Source organism: Pedobacter lusitanus (genome assembly GCF_040026395.1).
Classification (GTDB): domain Bacteria; phylum Bacteroidota; class Bacteroidia; order Sphingobacteriales; family Sphingobacteriaceae; genus Pedobacter; species Pedobacter lusitanus.
This window is the reverse complement of the sequence record NZ_CP157278.1, coordinates 2,917,504-2,942,318: the sequence shown is the minus strand read 5'-3', so window position 1 is coordinate 2,942,318 and position 24,815 is coordinate 2,917,504. Positions and strand designations below refer to the sequence as shown.

General features: G+C 39.5%; 16 protein-coding genes and 1 tRNA gene. 11 read left to right on the top strand and 6 right to left on the bottom strand.

Annotated elements, in window-relative coordinates; all coding sequences use genetic code 11:
• Window positions 1-10 precede the first annotated feature (10 nt).
• Window positions 11-973 carry an acetyl-CoA carboxylase carboxyltransferase subunit alpha gene (locus PL_RS12535; RefSeq protein ID WP_082035877.1) on the top strand — a complete coding sequence of 321 codons (963 nt, stop codon included), beginning with the start codon at window positions 11-13 and terminating at the stop codon, window positions 971-973.
• A gap of 283 nt (window positions 974-1,256) precedes the next feature.
• Here PL_RS12535 and PL_RS12530 read toward each other — a convergent pair whose 3' ends face one another.
• Window positions 1,257-4,322, bottom strand: coding sequence for a protein O-mannosyl-transferase family (locus PL_RS12530; protein WP_052496065.1), 3,066 nt, complete (start codon window positions 4,320-4,322; stop codon window positions 1,257-1,259).
• Window positions 4,323-4,553: 231 nt separating this feature from the next.
• Here PL_RS12530 and PL_RS12525 point away from each other — a divergent pair.
• The 4 genes from PL_RS12525 (at window position 4,554) to pth (ending at window position 7,036) form a co-directional block, all read left to right on the top strand.
• Window positions 4,554-4,624, top strand: a tRNA-Gln gene (locus PL_RS12525).
• 74 nt (window positions 4,625-4,698) lie between these two features.
• Complete coding sequence (locus tag PL_RS12520; protein WP_041878463.1) at window positions 4,699-5,640, top strand: ribose-phosphate pyrophosphokinase; 942 nt, start codon at window positions 4,699-4,701, stop codon at window positions 5,638-5,640.
• Between the two features lie 94 nt (window positions 5,641-5,734).
• The gene (locus PL_RS12515) at window positions 5,735-6,313 is read left to right on the top strand and encodes a 50S ribosomal protein L25/general stress protein Ctc (protein ID WP_041878464.1); all 579 of its coding nucleotides are present in this window, start codon (window positions 5,735-5,737) and stop codon (window positions 6,311-6,313) included.
• A gap of 162 nt (window positions 6,314-6,475) precedes the next feature.
• Window positions 6,476-7,036, top strand: a complete 561-nt coding sequence (pth, locus tag PL_RS12510) for an aminoacyl-tRNA hydrolase (RefSeq protein WP_041878466.1) — start codon at window positions 6,476-6,478, stop codon at window positions 7,034-7,036.
• A gap of 7 nt (window positions 7,037-7,043) precedes the next feature.
• On the opposite strand, the gene PL_RS12505 is transcribed toward pth, so the two are convergent.
• From PL_RS12505 to PL_RS12485, 5 genes are all read right to left on the bottom strand, one after another.
• Complete coding sequence (locus tag PL_RS12505; RefSeq protein WP_041878468.1) at window positions 7,044-8,645, bottom strand: response regulator; 1,602 nt, start codon at window positions 8,643-8,645, stop codon at window positions 7,044-7,046.
• Window positions 8,646-8,674: 29 nt separating this feature from the next.
• Window positions 8,675-9,511 (bottom strand): CheR family methyltransferase, encoded by an 837-nt coding sequence (locus tag PL_RS12500; RefSeq protein WP_348621814.1) that lies wholly within the window; start codon window positions 9,509-9,511, stop codon window positions 8,675-8,677.
• Window position 9,512: 1 nt separating this feature from the next.
• A complete protein-coding gene (locus PL_RS12495) occupies window positions 9,513-12,998 on the bottom strand; it encodes a response regulator (protein ID WP_041878470.1) in 3,486 nt (1,161 codons plus the stop codon).
• A gap of 187 nt (window positions 12,999-13,185) precedes the next feature.
• Window positions 13,186-13,869 carry a LytR/AlgR family response regulator transcription factor gene (locus tag PL_RS12490; protein ID WP_041878471.1) on the bottom strand — a complete coding sequence of 228 codons (684 nt, stop codon included), beginning with the start codon at window positions 13,867-13,869 and terminating at the stop codon, window positions 13,186-13,188.
• Between the two features lie 3 nt (window positions 13,870-13,872).
• Window positions 13,873-15,375: a sensor histidine kinase gene (locus PL_RS12485; protein WP_041878473.1), complete on the bottom strand. Its 1,503-nt coding sequence runs from the start codon at window positions 15,373-15,375 to the stop codon at window positions 13,873-13,875.
• Between the two features lie 139 nt (window positions 15,376-15,514).
• Here PL_RS12485 and PL_RS12480 point away from each other — a divergent pair, with 139 nt between their 5' ends.
• From PL_RS12480 to PL_RS12455, 6 genes are all read left to right on the top strand, one after another.
• A complete protein-coding gene (locus PL_RS12480; protein ID WP_041878476.1) occupies window positions 15,515-15,862 on the top strand; it encodes an ArsC family reductase in 348 nt (115 codons plus the stop codon).
• Window positions 15,863-16,007: 145 nt separating this feature from the next.
• Complete coding sequence (locus tag PL_RS12475; protein WP_041878478.1) at window positions 16,008-16,745, top strand: hypothetical protein; 738 nt, start codon at window positions 16,008-16,010, stop codon at window positions 16,743-16,745.
• 23 nt (window positions 16,746-16,768) lie between these two features.
• Window positions 16,769-18,739, top strand: a complete 1,971-nt coding sequence (locus PL_RS12470; RefSeq protein WP_160292065.1) for a M1 family metallopeptidase — start codon at window positions 16,769-16,771, stop codon at window positions 18,737-18,739.
• Between the two features lie 252 nt (window positions 18,740-18,991).
• Entirely contained in the window at window positions 18,992-21,454 is a 2,463-nt protein-coding gene (locus PL_RS12465) for a GNAT family N-acetyltransferase (protein WP_052496067.1), read from the top strand.
• Between the two features lie 91 nt (window positions 21,455-21,545).
• Window positions 21,546-23,372 carry an IucA/IucC family protein gene (locus PL_RS12460; protein ID WP_041878480.1) on the top strand — a complete coding sequence of 609 codons (1,827 nt, stop codon included), beginning with the start codon at window positions 21,546-21,548 and terminating at the stop codon, window positions 23,370-23,372.
• Window positions 23,372-24,778, top strand: coding sequence for an MATE family efflux transporter (locus PL_RS12455; RefSeq protein ID WP_041878482.1), 1,407 nt, complete (start codon window positions 23,372-23,374; stop codon window positions 24,776-24,778). Before PL_RS12460 ends, PL_RS12455 begins: the two co-directional genes overlap by 1 nt.
• The last annotated feature ends 37 nt before the right edge of the window (window positions 24,779-24,815 follow it).

The following is a 24,815-nucleotide window of genomic DNA, read 5'->3' as shown; positions in this document are numbered from 1 at the left end:
CCGCCCACTTATGGAACAGATAAAAACGTCATTTGATTTTGAAAAGCCTATTGCTGAACTGATACAGCAAATTGAAAAGGTTAAACAGGTTGCTGATAAAACAAAAGTAGATATGTCTGCTACACTGATTGAGCTTGAAGATAAGCTGTCTAAAACGCAGAATGCACTTTATGCAAACCTAACAGGTTGGCAGGAAGTACAATTGTCACGTCATCCTGAACGTCCTCAGACGCTCGACTATATTGGAATGATCTGTGATGATTTTATCGAATTGCACGGTGACCGTACAGTAAAAGATGACAAGGCGATTATCGGTGGTTTTGCTACTATTAATGGTGAAACAGTTATGGTAATCGGTCATCAGAAAGGTAAAAACACTAAGGAACGTCAGTACCGTAATTTCGGAATGGCAAATCCTGAGGGATACCGCAAAGCATTAAGACTAATGCGTCTTGCAGAAAAATTCAATAAACCGGTTATTTCTTTTATTGATACTATGGGTGCTTATCCTGGTATTGAAGCTGAAGAGCGTGGTCAGGGAGAGGCTATTGCCAGAAACCTGCTGGAAATGTCTGTATTGAAAGTACCTATTATCTGTTTGATTATCGGTGAAGGTGCATCAGGTGGTGCATTGGGTATTGGTATCGGTGATAAAGTATATATGCTTGAACATACGTGGTATTCGGTAATTTCTCCGGAATCCTGTTCGTCAATTTTATGGCGCAGCTGGGACTTTAAAGAGAAAGCGGCTGAATGTCTGAAGCTGACATCGAAAGATATGTTAAAAAACAAGCTGATTGACGGCGTAATTAATGAACCTCTGGGTGGTGCACATCAGAATCCTGTGTTAATGGCAGAGACACTGAAAGTGCAGATCCTGAAAGATATGAAAGCATTGAAAAAAGAGAAACCAGAAAAGATGATCTCTAACCGAATTGATAAGTTCTGCTCGATGGGCGTAGTTGTCGAATAAGTTTTCCTGCTTTAAAGCTTAAAAAAAAGGCTCAGATAATTAATTATCTGAGCCTTTTTTTGTGGGCTGTATACGGATTGCATAAGGAATATGCTGTTTACCCCATTAACAAAGTGTACGCATAACAGCAGTTAAATCTGTACCGCTTTGCGTGATGTGATATTCTTTCGATTGAGGAGGGTGCACACTTTGGAAAGGCCTGTCTGAGTTTTTGAAGCGTCTGCAATTGTTCTTAAATAAAAAAGCCTGCTTATGAACGGCAGGCTTTTTTATTTAATTGTTATTACTCTTCAGGAGCTTGAGGTACCTGTGGAGGCCCCTGTTGTTGTTCCTGTGCAAAGTAAATAGAGAACCTTGCTTCCAGACCCTGGAACTGCTGTGCCAGTTTCTGAGATAACTTAGTCTGTTTTTGCTCCGCTGTAGTTTTAACCATCTGGTTAAGGAACTGCAGGCCTAACTGAACATTCTGTCCGCCAACAAATCTGTTTTTGCTTTTGGAAACATCAGCCAGGTAGGTTAATTCCTTCTGGATATAATCTGCTGATTTTTCTATCAGTGCGTTCGCTTTGTTGGTATCTCCCAGGATATACAGGTTTTCTGCAAAGAAATAAACACCCATCATAGAACGCATACCGTAGAAACGCTCAGGCATTACCTCGAAGTAACGGGCTACTACTTTTTTCGCATCAGCAATTTTTCCTTCTTTAATCAATCCTGAGATTGTAGTATTGAATACATTGTTAAAGATAGAAATATCATCTGCAGATTGCGGATCAAGATAGCTGGCTGTTTTAACATTACCCCATTTGAATTTGGTATACATGTTATGGTAAAGGATATCTGTATTAACCAGGTCACCTCTTCCTGACGCTGAATCCGTTTTAAGTGGTAATAAACGCATCGCAAGACCTTCAGTATATAAATAGTTATCTAAACCATTAAACTGGTCAGATGGAACTGTACTGGCAAAATAGATAGGTCTTTTCCAGTTATTGTGTACCAGGATATCCAGCATAGCCAGCGTACCTTTGGTTACATAACTCTTATTGAAAGTCCATTCCATTGCAGGAGTGATTTTTGATGCATCAGCTGCTTTAACAGTTCCGGTTTTAATTACTTCTTCCGGGTTAATTGTCAGCTTGAAGTTTTTAGTAGGAATGAAATTCTCTTTGGTCCCGTTTTGCAATGGAATTTTATCATCGTCATCATCTGACAATAATACATCAAGAATATTCTTTAATTCTACTGAACCGGCAAGCTTATAATCCTGATAATACATCACATCTCTCACACCCTGTACATATTGAGAAGGTTTCATACTGATCGGAAGCGGAGCAGAGGCATTCTGCTGACGTTTCATACCATCAATGTACCAGTCAGTATCAAATAAACTCAGGTTAACCAGTCTAACATCAGGTCTGACATTTTCCACTTCCTGTATATACCAGAGCGGATAAGTATCATTGTCACCATAGGTAAACAGGATCGCATTCGGAGCACAGGATTCCAGATAATCAACTGCAATATCATGTGCAACCATTTTCTCTGAACGGTTATGTGCTTTCCATCCCTGCGCACCCATAATTACCGGGCCGGCAAATAAAGAAACTGCCGTAGCTGCAATAGCACCATTTTTTGGTGTGATTTTTTTAAATACCCATTCTCTTAAGGCAAGAACTCCAAATCCTATCCATATGGCAAAGGCATAGAAAGATCCTGCATAGGCATAATCTCTTTCTCTTGGTTCCAGTGGCTTCTGATTCAGATAAAGAACGATAGCCAGACCAGTAAAGAAGAATAACAGACCAACTATACCTGCATCTTTCTCATTACGTTTGAAGTGCCATACTGCTCCCAGTAATCCCAGGATCAGCGGAAGGAAGAAAAAGCGTGTATATGCACTGCTTTCTACAATAGATGGAGGTAAGTGACTCTGGTCACCCAGCATTGCAGCATCAATAGGCTTAATACCACTTAAAAATTGTCCCTGATAAATACCAGCACCCTGATCATCGTTCTGACGGCCAACAAAATTCCACATGAAATAACGCATGTACATATTGCCGATCTGGTATTTAAACAGATAGGAGATGTTATCAAACAAGCCAGGGAAATGTGCATCATCAAAACCCATCAGGCTTTTATATTCCTGTACGTGTCTTGGATCATCACTATACATCCTTGGGAATGGTGTTGTTCTGTCATACTCATAGTCGGTTTTTTTACCAGCTACTTCGTATTTGGTATCTCCTTTTCTATAAATGTTTTTGCCTTCTTTAAGACTTACCTTTTCTGAATTATAGTTAGGACCAAATACTAATGGTCTGTCTCCGTATTGCTCTCTGTTCAGGTAACTTAAGAAAGAGAATGCATTGTCCGGATTACTGTTATTCAGGTTAGGACTTGCTTTTGCCCTGATAATGATCATGGCAAATGAACAATAACCGAAAATAATCAGTGCGGTCGAAAGCAATGCAAGATTTAAGAATTTATTACGCTTTTTAATGGAGTAGGTGATACCCCAGGTTAAACCGCCTATCAGCAGGACAGCGAAAAAGACTACCCCGGTTCCAAAGCCCATACCTAAGGTATTGACGAAGAACAGGTCGAAATAAGCACCGAAAGATACTACATACTGTATGATACCATATTGCACAAATGCCAGGATCAGTACACCAACAATAAAGGTTTTTATAATACCAAAGTTTGTAGGCTTTGGCGTTTTCTTGAAATAATATACAAATGCTATCGCAGGGATAGTTAATAAGTTTAATAAGTGGATACCGATGGACAGTCCCATAATATAGGCGATGAATAATAACCATCTGTCTGCGCGGGGTTCATCCGCATGAGCTTCCCATTTCAGGATACCCCAGAATACGATTGCCGTAAACAATGAAGAAAGTGCATATACCTCAGATTCTACTGCTGAAAACCAGAAACTGTCTGAAAAAGTATAAGCCATTGCTCCTACAACTCCTGCTCCCATAACGGTGATCAGGTTTCCTGTAGTAAGATCTGCTTCAGTTTTAATCAGCATCTTTTTAGCCAGGGCAGTAATTGTCCAGAATAAAAAGAGGATGGTAGCAGCACTGGCCATTGCAGAACCTATGTTCATGAAATAGGCTATTTTATGAATATCTCCAAAAGCAAATATTGAAAAGAAGCGCTGAATCATTAAAAATAATGGTGCACCAGGCTGGTGAACAACCTGCATTCTAAGTGCAGATGCTATAAACTCTCCGCAGTCCCAAAAGCTAACTGAGGGTTCCAGCGTGAGTATATAGGTGATGGCCGCCAGGATAAAGCACATCCACCCTGTAAGGTTATTAATTTTTGAATAGTTCATTTCTTTATTAGTATAAAATTTCGGCTTTTAAAAATGCAGCCGAAAATAATCAAATAGATTGATAATAGTACATATATCCATCTACATTAACAAATTTTAATGTGTTACATGTGTTTAAAGGCGGTTTTTAAAAATATTTAATTTTTTTTTGCGGAAGATTTGCATTTATCAAAAAGCTGCGTATATTTGCATTCCCAAACGAAACAACTCATACTTATTTCGTCGGAAGATTGCCCGATAGTATAAAGGTAGTACAACGGTTTTTGGTACCGTTTGTCTAGGTTCGAATCCTGGTCGGGCAACTAAACAACATATAGGATTGTGATATATTCACAATCCTATTTTTTCGTAACCCAGCATTGATACCCGTCTAATCATGCCCTTGCAGTTTAATCCAGTTAAACTTTTTGCCGGAAGCGGTACAAAAGCATTAGCACACAAAATTGCCGAAAGTTACGGCAAACCACTCGGTAATGTAACCTTAAGCAAGTTCAGCGATGGTGAGTTTCAGCCTTCTTATGATGAAACAGTAAGAGGATGCGATGTCTTCCTTATACAATCAACCTACCAGCCTTCTGATAATTTAATGGAACTTTTGTTGATGATTGATGCTGCAAAGAGAGCTTCTGCGCATTATATCACAGCTGTAGTACCTTATTATGGTTTGGCCAGACAGGACAGAAAAGATAAACCAAGGGTTGCAATAGGAGCAAAGTTAGTAGCTAACCTGTTAAAATCTGCAGGTATCCACCGCATCATGACGATGGACTTACACGCAGCGCAGATACAGGGCTTCTTCGATATTCCTGTTGACCATTTGGACGGTTCAGTGATTTTTGTGCCTTATATCAAAAGCTTAGGTCTGGAAAATCTGACTATTGCTTCTCCTGATATGGGTGGATCATACAGAGCACGTACCTTTGCCAAGTTTTTTAATGCCGAGGTTGTGATTTGTGATAAACGCCGTAAACGTGCCAATGAGATTGAGTCTATGTCAATCATTGGAGATGTAACGGGAATGGATATTGTTTTAATTGACGATATTTGTGATACTGCAGGAACATTGGCTAAAGCTGCGGCTTTAATTATAGAGAAAGGTGCGAAAAGTGTAAGAGCGGTTTGTACACACCCTGTATTGTCAGGTAAAGCTTATGAGACTGTTGAAAATTCTCAGCTTACCGAACTTATTGTTACGGACACTATTCCTTTAAAACAGGAAAGTCCAAAAATCAGAGTACTGAGTACAGCTAGTTTATTTGCAAAAGCAATTGCGAATGTAAATGAGCATGGATCAATCAGTGACCTGTTTAGAGTTTAATATTAATAAACAAATAAATATATAAGATGAAAGCTGAATGGTCTGCAAGACCATGAAAGCTTCATCTCCATTAAAAAAACAAATTAAAAACAAGATGAAAATAATCGCAATTAGCGGTTCTCCAAGAGAGAACGTAGGGAAACGCGATGCTAAAGAGCTTCGCTATGAAGGTAAAGTTCCTGCAGTATTGTATGGTGGTAAAGAACAAGCACATTTTGCTGTAGTTATTACAGAATTAAAAGATGCTATTTACACTCCTGAAGCAAACTTTTTAGAAATTGATATCAATGGTACAAAAACCAAAGCAATCATAAAAGAGTTACAATTTCACCCATTAACAGACGTATTATTACACGTAGATTTTCTTCAGTTATTTGATGACAAAGAAATCGTTATGGAAATCCCTGTTAAATTAGCAGGTACTTCTCCAGGTGTTAAAATGGGTGGTAAATTAGTTCAGAAATTACGTAAACTTCGTGTTAAATCTTTACCAAAAGATATGCCACAGGTTGTTGAAGTAAGCATTGCTAAATTAGAAGTAGGTAACTTATTCCGTGTACGTGACCTTGGAAAAGGTGCTTATACTGTTACAAACACACCAGAAGATACTATCGTTTCTGTTGTTATGTCAAGAGCTCTTAAACAAGCTGAACAACAAGCAGGTAAAAAATAAGCTGATTTTTCAGCCCAATTTGAAAGCAGCACTGATTTTCAGTGCTGCTTTTTTTATGTCTTATTTTTGCACCACATACAGGTTTGACAGAAACTGTTATCTTTGCGGCCGGTGTATACTGCTGTTTGAAATTAGCTATACGACAATAAAATTATACAATAGATGAAATATTTGATAGTAGGTCTGGGAAATATAGGGGCGGAATATGTGGGCACGAGACACAATATAGGTTTTGAAATTGTCGATGAACTAGTCAGACAGCTGGGCGGATCTTTTTCTAATATACGGTTAGCCTATTATGCAGAAGTGTCATGGAAAGGGAGAAAACTTCATGTGATCAAACCTACAACTTATATGAACTTAAGTGGAAGGGCTGTAAACTATTGGATGCAGGAATTGAATATTCCATTGGAAAATGTATTGGTTGTTGTAGATGATATTGCGCTTCCTTTAGGAAAGTTACGTCTTAAGTTAAAAGGCAGCAGTGCCGGGCACAATGGATTGAAGAGTATTGAAGCAAGTTGTGGGAGCCAGGATTATCCGAGATTACGTTTCGGTGTAAGTGATAATTTTGCCAAAGGCAGACAAGCTGATTATGTACTTGATGGATTTGATAAAGATGAATTACCTGAATTACCTGCATTGGTTGAGAAGAGTGTAGCACTGATCCAGAGTTTTGTAACTGTAGGACCAGCGCTTACCATGACTGCTTTTAATAAATAAGAAGAGATTAAAGCATTAATGCCTTCTTATCAATAAAATGTGTGATTTTCTGATGCAATAATCTGAGTTCAAATGGTTTGCTCAGTACGTCATTTGCACCAGCTTCAATAGCAGCTATTTTATCATTTTCCATTACAGCCGCAGAGAAAGTAATGATTGGAATATCTTTTTTGCCAGGTATAAAATCCGTTCTGATGAGCTTGGTAGCTTCCAGTCCGTTCATAACGGGCATGAAGGTGTCCATCAGGATCAGGTCGTAATTATTATCTCTGAGTTTATCTAATGCTTCTTGTCCGTTATCCACAAAATCCGCATTGACCTCCCAGTCTTTCATGATTTTAACAATCAGGAATTTGTTTATCGGGTTATCCTCTGCTACCAGAATTCTGACATTGGTGAAAGGCAGTAGTTTTTCCTGAACCTTTTCTTTGGCCTGCGGAATATCCTGCAGAACCTCATACCAGTTGATAAAGCAGAAAGTGCTGCCCTGGCCTTCCAAACTATCTACAGTAAGGACTCCACCTTTTAAACGGGCAAGATTCTTAACGATTGACAGCCCCAGACCAGTGCCGCCAAAATTCAATGTAGTATTATCATCTGCCTGTTCGAAAGTTTCAAATATCTTATCAATCTTATCTTCTGGAATACCGATACCTGTGTCTGTGATAGAAAACCTGATCTGAAGATTATTCCCTTTACGGTCCATGACTTCTACCTTTAGTTTTACACTGCCCTTATTGGTGAATTTAATAGCATTGCCAATCAGGTTCATGAGGATTTGGTTGAGTCTTAAAGAATCTGCCGATACGTTTTTAGGCAAATCGGGATCAAACTCAGTAATCAATTCCAGATCTTTTTCTTTTGCTCTTATTCTTAACAGGTTATTTACTGCATGGCAAACCTCAACAATATCAGTTGCAGTCCGGTTAATTTTGAACATACCTGCATCAATCTTGGACAGGTCAAGAATATCATTAATCACGCCCAGTAACGAACTGGATGAAATCTGCAGTAAAGAAATCATCTCATTTTGTTCTGCAGTAAGTGGTGTTTTCTCCAGTAAATTTGCCAGACCAATGATACCATTGATAGGTGTGCGAATCTCGTGACTCATATTGGCCAGAAAATTCTCTTTTATTTTTTTGCCTTGTTCTGCCAGTTCCTTTGCCTTAATCAGCTCTTTCTGATAGGCCTCCAGTTGTTTATTCTTTTTAACAATATCCCTTTGTGTTCTCACAAATTGTAAAAATGAATCTACTTTTGCAGAAGTCACATAAGGGTTTAAAGGTTTGTATAAATAATCAACAGCCCCGGTGTTGAGTCCTTTTACTGCATATTTGGCATCTGTGGAAATCGCAGTTACAAAGATGACAAGAATGTCTTTTGTCCTGGGGTTACTTTTTAATATCTCTACTAGTTCAAACCCATCCATCTCCGGCATCTGGACGTCTACCAATGCAATTGCGATATCCATTTCCCATGCCAGTCTGAGTGCTTCGTTAGGCAGTGTAGTAGAAACCAGATTTACATCGTCTCTTTCCAGTAAAGCCTCTAATGCGATAATGTTCTCGGGTCTGTCATCAACGATAAGAATGTTAATCTTTTCCATAATTTTAGTGGGTATCTTTTTGAAAAGACTTATGCTATTTTCTGGTAAATATTATTTTTTTGATCTACGATCCTGAAACGTCCGATTTCAGTACTTCTGAGTGTTTCTTTAGAGCCTAAACAAAGAAAGCCAAAATTAGCTAAACTATTGTAAAAAAGATCAATCACCTTTTTTTGAAGCTTAGTATTGAAATAAATCAGCACGTTGCGGCAGGAGATTAACTGGAACTCATTAAACACGCCGTCCGAAGCTAAATTATGTGCTGAAAATAACATGTTCTTTTTTAAAGAATGATTAATTGAGGCGGCGCCATAACGTGCCGTATAATAATCTGCAAGCGTATGTAGTGCACCTGTCTTCTGGTAGTTTTCTGAATAGTGCTTCATCTTCTGCAAGTCATATATCCCATTTTTGGCAAATTCCAAAACATCTGCATTGATATCAGTTCCGTAGAAGAAACTCCGTTCATATAAATTCTGTTCAGAAAACAGGATCGCGAACGAGTAAAGCTCTTCTCCTGTTGAGCAGCCTGCATTCCATACCTTTATCCTTTGATAGGATCTGAGATAAGGAATGATATGTTCAGCAACAGACTTGTAGAAAAGCGGATCTCTGAACATTTCAGTCACATTTACGGTAACTTCTATCAAAAAGTACTCAAAATAATCATGATCATTTGTCAGTAATGTACGTAATTCAAACAAGCTCAGTTGCTGTAACTGCATAATTCTGGTCACTCTTCTTTTGAGTGATGCAGCGGAATAATCGCTGAAATCAAAACCATGTATATTATTAATAAAATCAGTCAGGCTTTCCAGCTCCTCATAACTAATCACTTCTTCCGGGTTTTCGGCTGCCTGTTTCATATTAACTTAACCACACTCTTAACATAGACAATAACTGATCAATATCTACGGGTTTAGCAATATAATCATTGGCCCCGGCTTCGATACATTTTTCCCGGTCGTTTTTCATAGCCTTAGCCGTTAACGCAATAATTGGTAATTTCTTATATTTTCGGTCCTGCCGGATTATCCGCATTGCTTCGTAACCATCCATCTCAGGCATCATAATGTCCATCAGGACCAGATCAATAACTTCCGTCTCTTCCAGTTTTTCCAGTGCCTCTCTGCCGTTGTTTGCAATTACAATATTGATATCATAAACCTGTAAAGCACTTGACAGGGCGAAGATATTTCTCATGTCATCATCTGTAATCAGAATCGTTTTGTTCTTCAGTACTTTTTCTATGGTAGATACTGTTTTTGTTTGGGCTGTCCCTTTGGTACCAGTCTGAAAGTTGTCCTGTTTTTTCAGTTTATTCATAAACAGACTTACTTCATCAATTAATCTGTCATTGGATTTATTTGATTTCAGCACCATAGCTTCAGAGTACCTCATAATATGAGCCAGTTTATCCTGGTCAAGTTCCATAGCTGTATTGATAATGACTGGTATATGCGTAAATCTTTCCTGTGTTTTGATCTGGTCAAGTAAGTTAAACCCAGAGATATCCGGAAGATTTAAATCCAGAATTATACAGTCGAAAGTCCGGTTCTCAAGCATTTCCAATGCCTCCTGTCCGGTAAAGGCCTGGGCAACTTCAATTCCCTTTTCTACCAGTTGTTCTTTAACGGCAAGACTTTGGAGTTCATGATCTTCAATGATCAGTACAGTCTGGAAGTCATATAAAATATGACCTGCATTCAGTACCGAGAATGCATGATCAAGCTGGTCTTTTTCTATAGGTTTTTTTAAGAAACCAATCGCACCTTCTTTTAAAGCTCTTTCACCTTTTACCTCTCCGGCAGACATCATGTGAATTGGAATATGTTTGGTCTGCGGATTTGCTTTTAATCTTTTGAGTATGCTCCATCCATCCATCACGGGTAACATAATATCAAGAATAATCGCATCAGGAAGTTTTGCAATTGCCATTTCCAGTCCGGTATCACCACTATGAGCGAGCAGCGGTTCAAATCCTTTTTCTATAGCATAGTCCTTGAGTACATCTGCAAACACCAGATCGTCCTCAACAATTAGTAAGGTTTGTTTTTTGTTTTTGGATGCCGGACTAATAAGCGGTGTTTCTGCAATAAAAGGTAATGGTTCCGGTACGGCTGTGATTTTGGTTTCCGGTTCAGCTACTGAGAGCTCTTCTTTAGGTAATACCGGCAGGAACAGGGTAAAACGGCTGCCCATTCCTGGTTCACTCGTTACCTGTATTTCTCCGCCCAGGATATTAGCCAGTTCTTTACTGATAGATAAACCAAGACCTGTACCACCGTATTTTCTGCTGGTTGTACCATCAGCCTGTTTAAAGGCTTCAAATATTAATTTCTGTTTATCTTCAGGAATTCCGATTCCGGAATCTTTCACACTGAAAGAAAGAATCTGCTGTTTTGTACTTTTAAGCTGATCAGAGTAAAATGCTGTTTGCGGAACGGCCGTACTGATCTCGAGTCTGATCTCTCCATTTTCAGGAGTAAACTTAAAGGCATTGGATAAAAGATTTTTAATGATTTGTTCAGCTCTGGATAAGTCTGTCATGATTCTCTCCGGTAAATCTGTGCCGAGAGTAATCTGATAATTTATCTTTTTGCTTTTGGCTATCTCGGTAAAGAGAGATTCCATATTCTGTTTTATTTCCTTCGGTCTTACCGGTTCAATGTCCAGATCAACCTTACCCGACTCAATTTTAGAAAGATCAAGGATGTCATTAATCAGCGTCAGCAGGTCACTGCCTGCATTATGGATGACTCCTGCATATTTAAGTTGTTCTTCATTTAAATTTTCAGGTCTGTTTTCTTTTAAAATCCTGGCCAGGATAAGTATACTGTTCAGCGGCGTACGTAATTCATGACTCATATTTGCCAGGAACTCTGATTTATATTTGCTGGATACTTCCAGTTCTTCGGCTTTTAAGCTCATCGCTTCTCTGGCTTCATTGACTGAGATATTGCGCTCTTCCAGTAAACTTGCTTTTTCTTCCAGTTCAGCATTAGTCTGACGTAGTTCTTCCTGCTGTACCCTGAGTTCTTCTTCTGAAGCCTGTAATTCTTCAGATTTATGAATCAGTTCCTCATTGGTAGTTCTTAATTCCTCCTGCTGACTTTCCAGTTCTTCTGCCTGCTGCTGTGTCTGCATAAACAGATCACGTAACTGATCTCTTGCAATTGAACTATTAATTCCTACTCCAATACTTTCGGTAATTGTACTTAAAAAGACATTGATAATTTCAGTAGGTTCGTTCAGTAATCCAAGCTCGATTACTGCGATCGTTTCCTCTTCAAAAAGAACAGGTAATACAACAATTGTATGAGGAGCTGTATCCCCCAGACCAGAGGAAATTTTCAGGTAGTCCGCAGGTACATCATTTATTTGTTTAATGCGTTTTTCCAGTGCAACCTGGCCTACCAGACCTTCGCCCAGTGCAATTTCTTTTACTTTACCCTTTTTTTCCTGATAAGCATAACCGCCACTTAGCTGTAGTGTCTGTTTTTTGGGATTAAACAGGTATAATGCGCCAACTGAAGCTGACAGATAAGTACATAACTCAGTCATGATATGCGTTGACAGGTCATCTGTTTCCTGTTCTCCGCGCATAGCTTCATTGATAACCGATGCACCTGATAACAGCCAGTTCTTTTGTTTATTCTCTTCTGAAAGTGCTTCCAGCTGATTGTTATTTTCCCGGATGGTTATTTCCGTTAGCTTTTGTGCGTCAAAAGTCTTTTTGATAAAACTAAACAGGTACAAAATCAGACCAAAGATAATCACTGAACTTACAGCAACTATAATGATAGACTGCTGAGCGCTGTCCGCTCTTCTCTCAGTTCTTAATTTAAGGAGTCCTTTTTCTGCCTGGATTGCTGCGTTATTGACCCTAAGCATATTTGTCTTGTAAATTCTTCCTTTATCCGTAAGAATTGCCTTAATGGCAGCCTCTTTGCCCGAAACCTTATTGGTCTGAAGAACTTCTTCCATATCCTTGACTTTCTGCGCAGAATAAAATTCAAGAGAATCAAGTCTTTGCTGCTGAACCGGGTTGTCAACCGTCATCTTTTGCATTTCCCTGATTTTAGGAAGAATCTGGTGAATGTTTTTAGTATAAGTATCCAGGTATTCAGTACGCTGTGTAATGATGTAGCCACGCAGTGAAGTTTCAGAATTCAATAATTTCAGTTCTATATCCTGTGCGACATCAATTACATCATAAGTATGATTTTCCCAGGCTGCATCTTCATTCACCATGCGGATGCTGATTGTTGAAGTAATTGCAGAGAGGAGCACAAATAGTAAGGAAATAACAAATCCTGTTAATACCTGCTGTTTAAACGTTAATTTGAACATATGTATTTTGAAAATCAGATGATTAATAATATGGTTAATAGTTTTAGAAGCCGTTAACCTGTAAATTCATACGGCTCTTAAATTATTAAAATAACTGACAATAATACAGATAAATACGCATCCAACTGACCTTGGTATGAAATATACAGTCCGTTTTTAATCGCATGTTAAAATATTAAACTTTTTTTTAGAATTCCTGTAGACATTGAGCATAGGTCGGCCCTATAGGAATGATCTTTTCGCCGATCCAGACCTGATTCCGGTCAAATCTGGTTACCGCATTTTTGGCAACAATAAAAGCCCGGTGGGTGCGGATGAATTTTTGGGCAGGAAGCAGCGCATGCATATCACTGATAGGCATTCTGGTACTTAGAGAAGAGTTGTTCACCAGGTTAATTTGTGTATAATTACCGGCGGCTTCTATAAACAGGATGTCGTCAATGGCAACTTTAATCTGCTCATAACCATCCTTAATAAAAACATGCGCAGACTGGAAATTTGTATTTGACTTTTTACGCAGGCTATAAAGCTCTTCAGCTTTGTTGCATGCTTTTAAAAAGCGGGCCAGTGAGAAAGGCTTTAGCAGATAATCCAGTGCATTCAGTTCAAAACCTTTGACTGCATGTTCAGCGTAGGCCGTGGTGAAAATAACAAGTGGAGGATTACTTAAGCTGTTTAAAAAATCAATCCCATTGATATCGGGCATTTTAATATCCAGAAAGATGAGATCTACCTCGTTTTGCTGCAAAAATGAAATGGCATCAAAGGCGTTGGTGAACACAGCCTGCAGGGTAATAAAAGAAACTTTAGAGGCATGGGATTTGACCACATCCAGTGCTATGGGTTCATCATCTATGGCTATGGCAATCATTATTTAATCCAGATTCAACGTCAAATGTACATAAAACTCCCGGGCACTCTCTCTTATAATCAGTTCGTGCTTTTTAGGATAGAGTAAATTTAAGCGTTGTTTCACATTTTGCAGACCAATACCACTATTTATTTTTTCAGGATCACCATCGGCTTTCAGGTGAATGCTGTTATTTACATCGAAATACAACATGTTTGCTTTGGTTTGCAGAGTAACTTTGATATGTGAAGGTGACTGTAAACTAATCCCGTGTTTGAAGGCATTTTCTACAAAAGGTATCAGTAACATAGGCGATATTTTCAAATCAGCCAGCTGTTCTTCAATTTCTGTTTTAATGAGGATGTCTACTGTAGTTGATGTTCTGAGTTTCTGCAATTCAATATAATTATTCAGGTAATCAATATCCCTGGTCAGAGAAATCTTATCCTGCATGTTTTCGTGCAGCATAAAACGCATCATGTCACCTAATTTTTGTATCCCTTCACCAGTGCGGTCGGCCTTTTCCTGCAGGGCAGTTCCGTAAAGTGTATTCAATGCATTGAAGAGGAAGTGAGGATTAATCTGTGATTTAAGGAAGCCAAGATTGGCATCAGACTTACCCAGCTCCTTTTTAAGCGTAAAGATCTGCTGATCCGTTGCATTCCTTGTCTTATAAATATACCAGGCCAGCGGGGTGCTGATCAGCAGCTGGGCCGGGATATGAAAAGCATTTACTATAGGAAACATTTCGCCTCTTCCTGTAATTACAACTGCTATTAATCCCAGCGGAATGGTAAAAAGAAGAGTTAACAGGATATTCTTGCCGAAAAAATGACGGAATCTTTTTTCCTGTGCGAGGGTCGTCGGGATCAGATAATAAATACTATATATAGTTAAGAAAGCACAGGCTCCGACTACCAGAGTCCAGCAAAGAATAACTTCAAAGTCAACACCAATACTAAGCCAGACCAGTATACCCACAAACCAGAAAGCAGAAGCGAATGCAATCTCCAGTTTCATTCTTTTATTACTTTCCTCTCCCTTGTTCTCTATCAGGTGGATGATCAGCTTTTTAAGCGCAACATAAATAGCAGTCAGGACAACTACCCAGCCTGCATAGGTAAAACCTTTAAAAAAGATGTGGTCATAAGCCTCATCCAGGTTGTCATATTGAACCAGAATATAAGCCTGGCTGTAAGTCTGTGCAATACTCAGAACTAATCCTGAAACCAGGTATACAGCAAACAGGATGGAAAGATTGACGCCGGTGTTGGTTTTTTTATATAACTGTGGCAGGCAGCAGAAGTTGAGTAGCAGAAAGCTGAAATACAGGATAGAGTATTTGAACAGTCCCGGCATAAAATAATTGGAAAAGTAACTGAAGTTTATTCTGGCCAGTTCAAAATTATAGGGAGTTGAAATATGGCTGTCTGATCCATTTGAAATCAGTAACATAATAGCAAAGCCATATATGACACTCACTGTCCAGAATTCTATTTTATTTAAATCTTTAATATCTATTTTCATGTGCTGGCGTTAATTTATCTCCACGGATAGAGCACAATATTACAAAGGGTTTTTCTGTATGTCGTCAAAATGTGATGAAAGCCCCAAAAAATGTGACGAATAAGGAAATATAGGTATCTTTAGCTTTTATTTTATACAGATGATAGTTTACGGAATTCCAAATTGTAATACAGTTAAAAAAGCAAGAACGTGGTTAACAGATAATGGTATAGATTATGAATTTCATGACTTTAAAAAGCAGGGAATAACAGCTGAAAAGCTTCATGAGTGGTGTGCCGTGTTTGGTTGGGAAGTCGTTTTGAATAAGAAAGGGACTACCTGGAAAAAGCTTACAGCAGATGAGCAACTGGCTGTTAAAGATGAAAAATCGGCAATAGCTGTTCTTTTAAATCATACCAGTGCAATTAAGCGACCTGTTATTGAGCAGGATGGTAAGGCCGTTCTGATTAGTTTCGACGAAGAATTATATAACAAAGTATTAAAATAGGGAAACTATTACCTGTTAATTTTTGTTAAAAAATAAGTTGCAGTGACAAACTGGATTATATTTGAATCCTGCACTTATAAAAAACCACGCATGTTTCTAAACATCCTGCAAAGGAAATAGCAGAAACAGCGAAAAAATAAACACAATGAAAACGTTTAAGAAGCTGATTGCCGTATTGTTTCTGACAATACCTCTATATACATTTGCACAGACCGGTATAACGGGTGGTGTATTTGATTACGATAACAAAAGTTTCCCGCTGCAAAAAGTAACAGTAAGAAACCTGAATAACAACGAAACTACATTTACAGGTGCTGCAGGTCAGTTTCTGATCAAAGCCAGCAAAGGTGATCTGCTGGAGTTCTCTTTACCTGGTTTTCATACAGATACACTGTATCTGACCAATATGTTATCAAAAACTGTTTATTTGCCTGCTGCTTCTACAACTCTGAAGCAGGTTGATATCAAAAGTGCAAAACTTTCCAAAGATCTGAATCTGAGAAACCCCAATGCTAAAGGCTTTGAACGTGTACACGGGATTTCTCCAACACAAAATGTACAGCGGGCCGGAGGAATAGGACTGGCCTTTGGATCAGGAAAAGTAAGAAGAGAAAAAGCAAAAGAAAGAGCGCTGGAAGAAAGAGGTGCATATGAGGCAGAAATCAATCAGTATTTTAATGAGGAACATGTAAATGGCCTGATTAAGCTGCAGGGGCAGGAGCTGAAAGAATTTATTGAGCTTTACAGACCTACAGTAGAAAGAGTGAAAGCTGAAGATCCTTTCAATTATGATTACTATATTGCCGTTGCTTATCAGACCTGGCTGAAATTACCTCCTGAACAAAGGAAGCTGCCACCAATGAAAAAGCTGGAAAAGAAATAGACTCATAAACCAACTTAATCATAATGAATTATCAATTTATCCGGAAAACACTCCTTTTTGTAGTGTTTTTTGCTTTTAGTGCCAATTTGCAGGCACAACAGACAGGTACAGAAAGTAAATATGATCCGCATCTGGCCTTTAGTCCGCTGTTTTATACTCAGAATGGAAATGAGTTCCGTTCGGCCAGTGGATATCCGGGAGCTAAATACTGGCAGAACAGGGCAGACTATAATATTTCTGCTACGCTGGATGATCAGAACAATACAGTAACAGGCACCGTAACCATTACCTATAAAAATAATAGTCCGGATCAGCTGCCGTATATATGGCTGCAACTGGATCAGAACCTTTTTGCAGAAAACTCAAGAGGTAACGGACTGATTAAAGCCGGAAGCCGTTATGGAGCAAGAGGAGAAAAGGTAAATGGTGGTTATAAAATTACTGATCTGGCTGTTTCTCAAAAAACACAGGCAGTGAAATTTACTTCTGTCATTGAAGATACCCGTATGCAGATTCGTCTGGATAAGCCTTTAGCTGCAAATGGTGAACTGATTACTATCAAAATGAATTATTCATTTGTGATTCCTATTAACGGATCAGACCGGATGGGGCATCTTGCCACTAAAAACGGAGAGATTTATTCTATAGCACAGTGGTTCCCGAGATTATGTGTTTACGACGATGTACTGGGCTGGAATACCTTGCCTTATTGGGGTGCAGGAGAATTTTATTGTGAATATGGTGATGTAAATTATAGTGTCACTGCTCCGGCCAGTCATATCCTGATGGGCTCAGGAGAATTGCTGAATGCTGAAGAAGTATTTACTCCGGCACAGTTAAAAAGATGGAATGCAGCCAAATCAAGTGACCAGACTATTGCTATACGTACAGCAGAAGAGGTGACTGATCCAAAATCACGTCCTGCAAAAGATAAGCTGACCTGGAAATATAAAATGTCTAATACAAGGGACGTAGCTTTCGCTTCTTCAAAAGCTTTTGTGCTTGATGCAGCAAGAATTAATCTGCCAAGCGGTAAAAAATCTCTTGCAGTTTCTGCGCAACCTGTGGAAAGTAATGGCCGTGAAGGTTATGGCAGGGGAGTAGAATATGTAAAGTCTTCTATCGAACACTATTCTGAAAAATGGTTTGAATATCCATATCCAATGGCCGTTAATATCGCTTCCAATATCAGTGGTATGGAATATCCGGGTCTGGTTTTTTGTGGCTGGAAAGCTCAGAATGAACAAGCCTGGGGAGTAATCGATCACGAATTTGGCCATAGCTGGTTTCCTATGATCGTTGGCAGTAATGAGCGCAAGTTTGGCTGGATGGATGAAGGATTTAATACATTCATTAATTCTATCTCTTCAGAAGCATTTAATAAAGGAGAATATAAAAGTGCAAAAACCGATATGCATGCGACAGCCAGCTATATGGCAAAACCAGAAAGAGAAATGATTCTGGTAAGTCCGGATGCCATGGTTGAAGCCAATATTGGAACCAATCTATATTATAAACCGGCTATAGGGCTTAAATTATTGAGAGAACAGATATTGGGACATGACCGTTTTGATTATGCATTCCGGAATTACATTAAGCACTGGGCTTTTAAACATCCTACACCTTTTGACTTTTTCCGTTCCATGGAGAATGGCGCAGGCGAAGATCTTTCCTGGTTCTGGAAAGGATGGTTTTTACAGAACTGGAAAATGGATCAGGCCATTACCAGCGTAACACCGGTTAAAAAAGATGGACAGCTGGAGAGCTATAATATTGTAATCTCCAATCTGGAGCAAATGCCGATGCCTATTATTTTACAGGTAAAAAGTAAGAGCGGTAAAGTAGGAAATATTAAGATACCAGTTGATGTATGGATGAGTAATAAGAGCTGGACGATCAATTATCCGACTACAGAAGAATTACTTTCTGCAGAACTGGATCCGGAGAAAATTTTGCCGGATGTAAATGTGACAAACAATACCTGGTTCAAATAGGAAGACTTAAAAATACTGTTCTTTAAAAGACAGAAAATCCAAAAAAGGGGATAACACAGTAATTGTGTTATCCCCTTTTTTTTCGTCCTGGTATCTGGAAAAATATTTTTATGAAATACTATTTTACTTATTCTTTCGTTGAGCAAACTTTTATTTGCTATTTATAATAATTATAAATAGGTTTACCGCAGTTAATTTTAATTGTTCTAAATAAGAATAAACTGACTTGTTACACCCTACATCTGCTATTTTATGAAAACTACAAGCACTACTTTCGACTTAACTGAACTGCGTCAGCAGGCAGAGCAGGTTAACTTTAAATCCCTGATCAATTGCTGCTGCCGGGAGTTCAGCAACTGGAGTCGTTATGAAGGTATTCCGAAATATGATATAGCTCTGGCTGATTATATGCAGTCTTCGGGTTATACCTCCTTCTTAAGATTTGATTTTACCAGTATTGGAATAGAAGTATTTATTCCGCTGGCCTATTATTCTGACAGTGGGGTACACTCTTTCTTTTTTCCTGTTGTGGAGCGTAACTGTGAAAGCGATGTGATCACTACGATTAGCCCGAAACGGTTTATTGAGTTAATAGCTGAATATGCAAAAGGCGGTTATCCCGATATTGATCCTGAAATTACGCTGGGACGTCTGGAAAACAGTATAAGTAATTTAAGAGGATACCTGTTTGATTTCCAGGAGAACAAAAGGACAGCCAATCAGCCTGAACAATCATTTATTGAAGCTGAACAGTGCCTGGTTCTCGGGCATAGCGTACACCCGCTGCCAAAAAGCAGGGAAGGTTTCACCGAAAGAGAGCTTGCCTTATATTCTCCGGAAACGGGAGGACAGTTTCAGTTACATTATTTCCTGATTCATCCGGATAATGTAACAGAGAAAAGTTCTGAAAAAGAACTGACCACTGTTCAGTTAAGAAGGGATATATTAACCCATGGGAATGATGCTGTAAAAAGTATTGTGCAGCAATATCCTGACTGGACAGTTATACCGGTACACCCCTGGGAAGCAAATTATCTGTTAAATCTTGCAGAGGTTAAAGAGATGCAGTCAGCAGGAATTTTGCACAGTCTGGGGCAATCGGGTCCTTTGTTTACAGCTACCTCATCCGTTCGTACGGTTTACAATGCAGAAAGTGAGTGGATGTATAAATTCTCCCTTCATGTAAAGATTACAAATTCTTTCCGTGTAAATTATCCGCACGAATTACACCGCGGTTATGATGCAAGTGTATTGTTAAAAACAGCGTGGGGTGATGGCATAAGAAAAGATTTTCCCGAAATCAATTTCATAACTGACCCGGCTTTTATTATGGTAACCTATAAAGGGCAGGTTATTGATGGTTTTAGTACAAGTCTGCGTCAGAATCCTTTCAGAGCAGAGGCTGCAAAGAAGAATGTAGGTATGGTGGCTTCTTTATGCCAGGATGGGGTATTAGGACAGGCACCAAGAATGCTGAATCTGATTGAAGAGGCGGCCAGACGTAAAAATCGACCGGTAGAAGAAGTTGCTCTGGCCTGGTTTAGTCAGTATCTGAAAATCACGATCAAACCACTGGTAGGCATTTTTAATAAATACGGGCTGGGCGGAGAATATCATCAGCAGAATATGCTGGTTGAATTTGATCAGGATCTCTTTCCTTTAAAACTTCATTTCAGAGATAATCAGGGATACTTTTTCCGTCAGGGAATAGTAGAAGAACTTTATACCATCATTCCTGATTTTGGTATAGACAGCAGGTCCTTCATCGGAGAACCCAGACTGATTAATTTCCATAGCTATTACCTGCTCGTTAACCATCTTTTAGGTGTGGTTAATGCAATCGGCAGAAGCGGACTGGCCGACGAGCAGACACTGATCAGTTTGCTTTATGATGCCTACTGGGCAGAAGAAGAAGCTGATACGACAGGGCTTGTTGCACACTTGCTGAACAGTACCAGGCTAACGGTTAAAGGGAATCTGCTGACTAACCTGAACAATATGGACGAAGCCAGTGCGCCAAGAACACATCCGGCTATCTATATAGATTTTCCTAATCCATTAAACAAAAAGGTTTTCTCCAGAGAACTGATTAAGCCAGAAGGGAAAGAAATCGTTTTCAGCCGCTATTTTGCTAAAGAAGATGTTGAAATTACGATTCGTCCCGTAGACCTGGACCGTGACCTGGAAATGCTGCATGAGTGGTTTCACAGAGAACACGCTTTGAAAATATGGAAGATGAACTGGCCTATCCGTGAACTGGAAACTTTTTACCGGACACTGCTGGCAGGAGATGTGGTAAATAGCTATATCGGAGAAGCCAATGGAGTGCCAAGCTTTAATTTTGAAGTATACTGGGCATGCAGGGATCTGGTTGGTAATTACTATGATGCTTTACCCAATGATTATGGTACCCATCAGTTTATTGCACCGGTTGATCCCAAATTGAAATATGCTTCACCGTCTACGCAATCTATACTTGATTTTGTCTTTGCTGAACCAAAGGTTGGAAAAATGGTAGGTGAGGGATCTGTAGATTCTATGGCATCTATTATGAACAAAGCCCATGTTGGTTTCAAAATTGAAAAGGTGATCGAGCTGCCTGATAAAAAAGCAAATCTGAATTTCTGTTACCGCGAATGGTACTGGGCAAAATTCCCTGCTGCCAAAGATTTCCGGAATGAACTGGTATCAGAGCTGAGTACTAAAAAAGTATAGGCAAATACCAGGAGCGCCTGTCCCTGAGCTAAAGGACGGGCTGCCTGAATGAAGAATTTAATTTGTGGCAGCACAACAAAAACACCTTAAAATGACAACGACAAATTTCACAGGAAGCATAGAGCCCCTGAATATTACTATATGGGAAAAGGTAAACCTGAATCTGTTTGCTAAGACACTTACAGAGCTTATGCATGAGCATGTTGCTCTCCCGCTGATCACCGGTAAAGACGAAGATGGTTTAATCCATTTCAGATTGAATACTGATCATGAAAATATCTATTATACTTTTTCAGGTTATCCGCGGATGCTGGATTACTGGCATGTGCTGAAGCCTTCCATTAAAAAACATGAAAATGGAAAAGAAAGACCTGCAACAGATGTTTCAGCTTTCTTTGTGGAAGTGCAGGAAACTTTTGGGCTGAATTCTTTTACCCTGGCACATTATATAGAAGAAATCCTGCATACTTTATATGCTGATGCTTTCATGTTATCCAAAGGCCGTATTGCAGTAGGTACACTGGCTGATGCAGATTATCAGACTATCGAACACCAGATGGAAGGTCACCCCTGGATTATAGTTAATAAGGGCAGACTGGACTTTAATCATACAGATTATCTGAATTATGCTCCGGAAGCCAATAAGAACATAAAACTGTTGTGGATTGCTGTGCATAAAAGCCGTGCTGCTTTTAAAGCTGTAGAGGAGATTAATGAAAAGGATTTTTTTGAAGCAGAACTGGGAAAAGAAACAGTTGCGGCATTTAAAAATGTTCTGTCTGCAAAAAATGCAGACCCTGCAGATTATTTGTTTCTGCCCGTACACGAATGGCAATGGAATAATAAACTGCTGATCCTGTTTGCCTCAGATATTGCCAATCAGCTGCTGATTCCTTTAGCCTCTGGTGATGATATTTATTCTCCTCAGCAAAGTATCCGTACTTTTTTTAATCTGAGTCATCCTGATAAACATTATGTCAAGACGGCAATTTCTATTCTGAATACTGGTACGGTAAGAGGGTTACCACCAAAACAACTGGCCATAGCACCGCGTTTAACGGCATGGCTTAAGCATATCCTGCTGGGTGATCAGTATCTTCAGGATCTTGGTTTGATCCTGCTGGGTGAAGTTGCCACTATCGGCTATTTACATCCTGATTACACGGAGATCAAAGATCCGCCATTTCAGTACAATGAATACCTGGGTGCCCTGTGGCGTGAAAGTCCGGGAAAATTCCTGAAACCCGGGGAGCGTTTAATGACTATGGCAGCACTGCTTTATGTAGATGACAGCGGGAAAAGCCTGGTAGCCGAGCTGATAGAAAAATCGGGGCTTAAAGCCGGAGAATGGCTTATGAGTTATCTGAATGCTTATCTCAGACCAATATTGCATATCTATTATCAGCATGCTGTTTGTGTGAATCCGCATGGAGAAAATGTGATACTTGTAATGGAAAACTATGTTCCTGTTCGTATCGTCCTAAAAGATTTTGCTGGTGACATCCTGCTTAATGAAGAAGCACAGGCAAAATTACCCAAAGATTTTTCAGAGAATATGATCCTCTCTTCTAACCCGGAGAGCGTACCACTGGTTATACTTATTGGTGTTTTTGAAGCCTATTTCAGGTATCTGGGAGACATCTTTGAAACGACTACAGGTTATGATGAAAAATCTTTCTGGAGAAGTGTGTACAATGTCATACAGACTTATCAGGATGAACATCCGGAGCTGAACGCCAAATTTGAAAGATATAACCTTTTTGTTCCGCACTTTAAACGTTTGAATATCAATAGTCAGCGCTTATTTAACGGATATAAAGAAACTACAGGATTTGCAAGATCATTTAAAAGCGGCGAATTAGGAAATCCGCTCACCCAGTTCAGAACTGAGGAGACCGTATCCTTAAAAGAAAGTTAATGAAAACGATCATCCTGCAAACAAGATCAGTACTGCTGTTGCTGCGGCAGGCAGTACAGGGCACAGAGAAGAAATTTACTACCGGCGGCATTAACAGGGCAATAGTCCTGCTGTCGGTCCCCATGGTTCTGGAGCTGACCATGGAATCTCTTTTTGTGTTCGTGAATATATTTTTTGTCAGTAAGCTTGGTGCGAATGCCATTCTTATTGTAGGAATTACCCAGTCTATAAATGCAGTTGCCTATTCGGTAGCTATGGGCCTTAGTATTGCTGCCTCTACCATTATAGCCAGGCGCGTTGGAGAGTCTAACTTTAAAGAGGCCGGTTCTACTGCTATGCAGGCCATTTATGTCGGTGTAAGCATCGGTGGAATCATTGCTGCAGGTTTGTGTATCTTCTCTAATCAGGTATTACGTGCAGTAGGTGCTTCAGATTCACTGATTGTATACGGACATTTGTTTTCTCAGCTCATACTGGGCAGTGTGTTTTTACTGATCCTCAGAATGCTGTTAAACGGAATATTCCGGGGTGCCGGAGATGCAGCTATGGCGATGCGGAACTTATGGGTCTCCAATCTCCTCAATATTATACTCTGCCCTATACTGATTTTTGGCTGGGGTTTTATCCCTGGCTTTGGTCTTACCGGAGTTGCTCTGGCCACTGTGATTGCCAGGGTTATAGGTGTAATCTATCAATTCTGGTATCTGATCAGAGGCAGGACAATTATTGTGATCAGGAAGGCACAGCTTGCATTTGTTCCCGGAATCGTGAAGAGCATTTTGCGTCTGGGTTTTGCAGGTACTTTTCAATACCTGATTCCTTCTTCCAGCTGGCTGATCATGACCAAGATCATTACCCATTTTGGTGCTGACGCATTTGCCGGATACATTATCGCTCAGCGTGTAGCTTCAGTAGCTACAATGCCGGCCTGGGGAATCGGAAACGCTGCAGGCGTACTGACCGGACAGAATATGGGCGCCAATCAGCCCGAACGTGCCGAACAGACCGTATGGCGTGCAGGCTGGTTTAATATGTGCTTTTTAAGTCTGGTTGCTGTATTCTGGTTGTTTTTTGCCAAAGATGTCATTGGCATATTTACCAGCGTACCCGGCATACTTCAAAACGGAGTCATGTATATACAGTATTTGTCCATTGCTTATGTTCTGCTGGGTTATACCATGGTGATTTCCAGGGCGCTGAATGCTGCCGGAAATGTAAGACAGCTGACTATGCTCTATGTACTGATGTTTTATATTACCCAGCTTCCGTTAGCCTGGTTTCTGGGGATTAATATGAACTGGGGAACTAAAGGAGTCTTTATCGCTATTCTCACTTCCGAACTGGTACTGGCTATAGCCTGTATTATCATCTTCAGAAAAGGTGACTGGAAGAAAACCAAAGTCTGAACAATATGACCGTCTGGTCTTAATTATTAAAAATTAA

Bases quoted from the DNA above. Each gene is read 5' to 3' on its own strand.
- PL_RS12490 (WP_041878471.1), bottom strand. From the start codon at position 13,869: ATGATTGCCATAGCCATAGATGATGAACCCATAGCACTGGATGTGGTC.
- PL_RS12465 (WP_052496067.1), top strand. From the start codon at position 18,992: ATGAAAACTACAAGCACTACTTTCGACTTAACTGAACTGCGTCAGCAG.
- PL_RS12470 (WP_160292065.1), top strand. From the start codon at position 16,769: ATGAATTATCAATTTATCCGGAAAACACTCCTTTTTGTAGTGTTTTTT.
- PL_RS12480 (WP_041878476.1), top strand. From the start codon at position 15,515: ATGATAGTTTACGGAATTCCAAATTGTAATACAGTTAAAAAAGCAAGA.
- PL_RS12530 (WP_052496065.1), bottom strand. From the start codon at position 4,322: ATGAACTATTCAAAAATTAATAACCTTACAGGGTGGATGTGCTTTATC.
- PL_RS12485 (WP_041878473.1), bottom strand. From the start codon at position 15,375: ATGAAAATAGATATTAAAGATTTAAATAAAATAGAATTCTGGACAGTG.
- PL_RS12515 (WP_041878464.1), top strand. From the start codon at position 5,735: ATGAAAATAATCGCAATTAGCGGTTCTCCAAGAGAGAACGTAGGGAAA.
- PL_RS12460 (WP_041878480.1), top strand. From the start codon at position 21,546: ATGACAACGACAAATTTCACAGGAAGCATAGAGCCCCTGAATATTACT.
- PL_RS12455 (WP_041878482.1), top strand. From the start codon at position 23,372: ATGAAAACGATCATCCTGCAAACAAGATCAGTACTGCTGTTGCTGCGG.
- PL_RS12495 (WP_041878470.1), bottom strand. From the start codon at position 12,998: ATGTTCAAATTAACGTTTAAACAGCAGGTATTAACAGGATTTGTTATT.
- PL_RS12500 (WP_348621814.1), bottom strand. From the start codon at position 9,511: ATGAAACAGGCAGCCGAAAACCCGGAAGAAGTGATTAGTTATGAGGAG.
- PL_RS12505 (WP_041878468.1), bottom strand. From the start codon at position 8,645: ATGGAAAAGATTAACATTCTTATCGTTGATGACAGACCCGAGAACATT.
- PL_RS12475 (WP_041878478.1), top strand. From the start codon at position 16,008: ATGAAAACGTTTAAGAAGCTGATTGCCGTATTGTTTCTGACAATACCT.
- PL_RS12520 (WP_041878463.1), top strand. From the start codon at position 4,699: ATGCCCTTGCAGTTTAATCCAGTTAAACTTTTTGCCGGAAGCGGTACA.
- pth (WP_041878466.1), top strand. From the start codon at position 6,476: ATGAAATATTTGATAGTAGGTCTGGGAAATATAGGGGCGGAATATGTG.
- PL_RS12535 (WP_082035877.1), top strand. From the start codon at position 11: ATGGAACAGATAAAAACGTCATTTGATTTTGAAAAGCCTATTGCTGAA.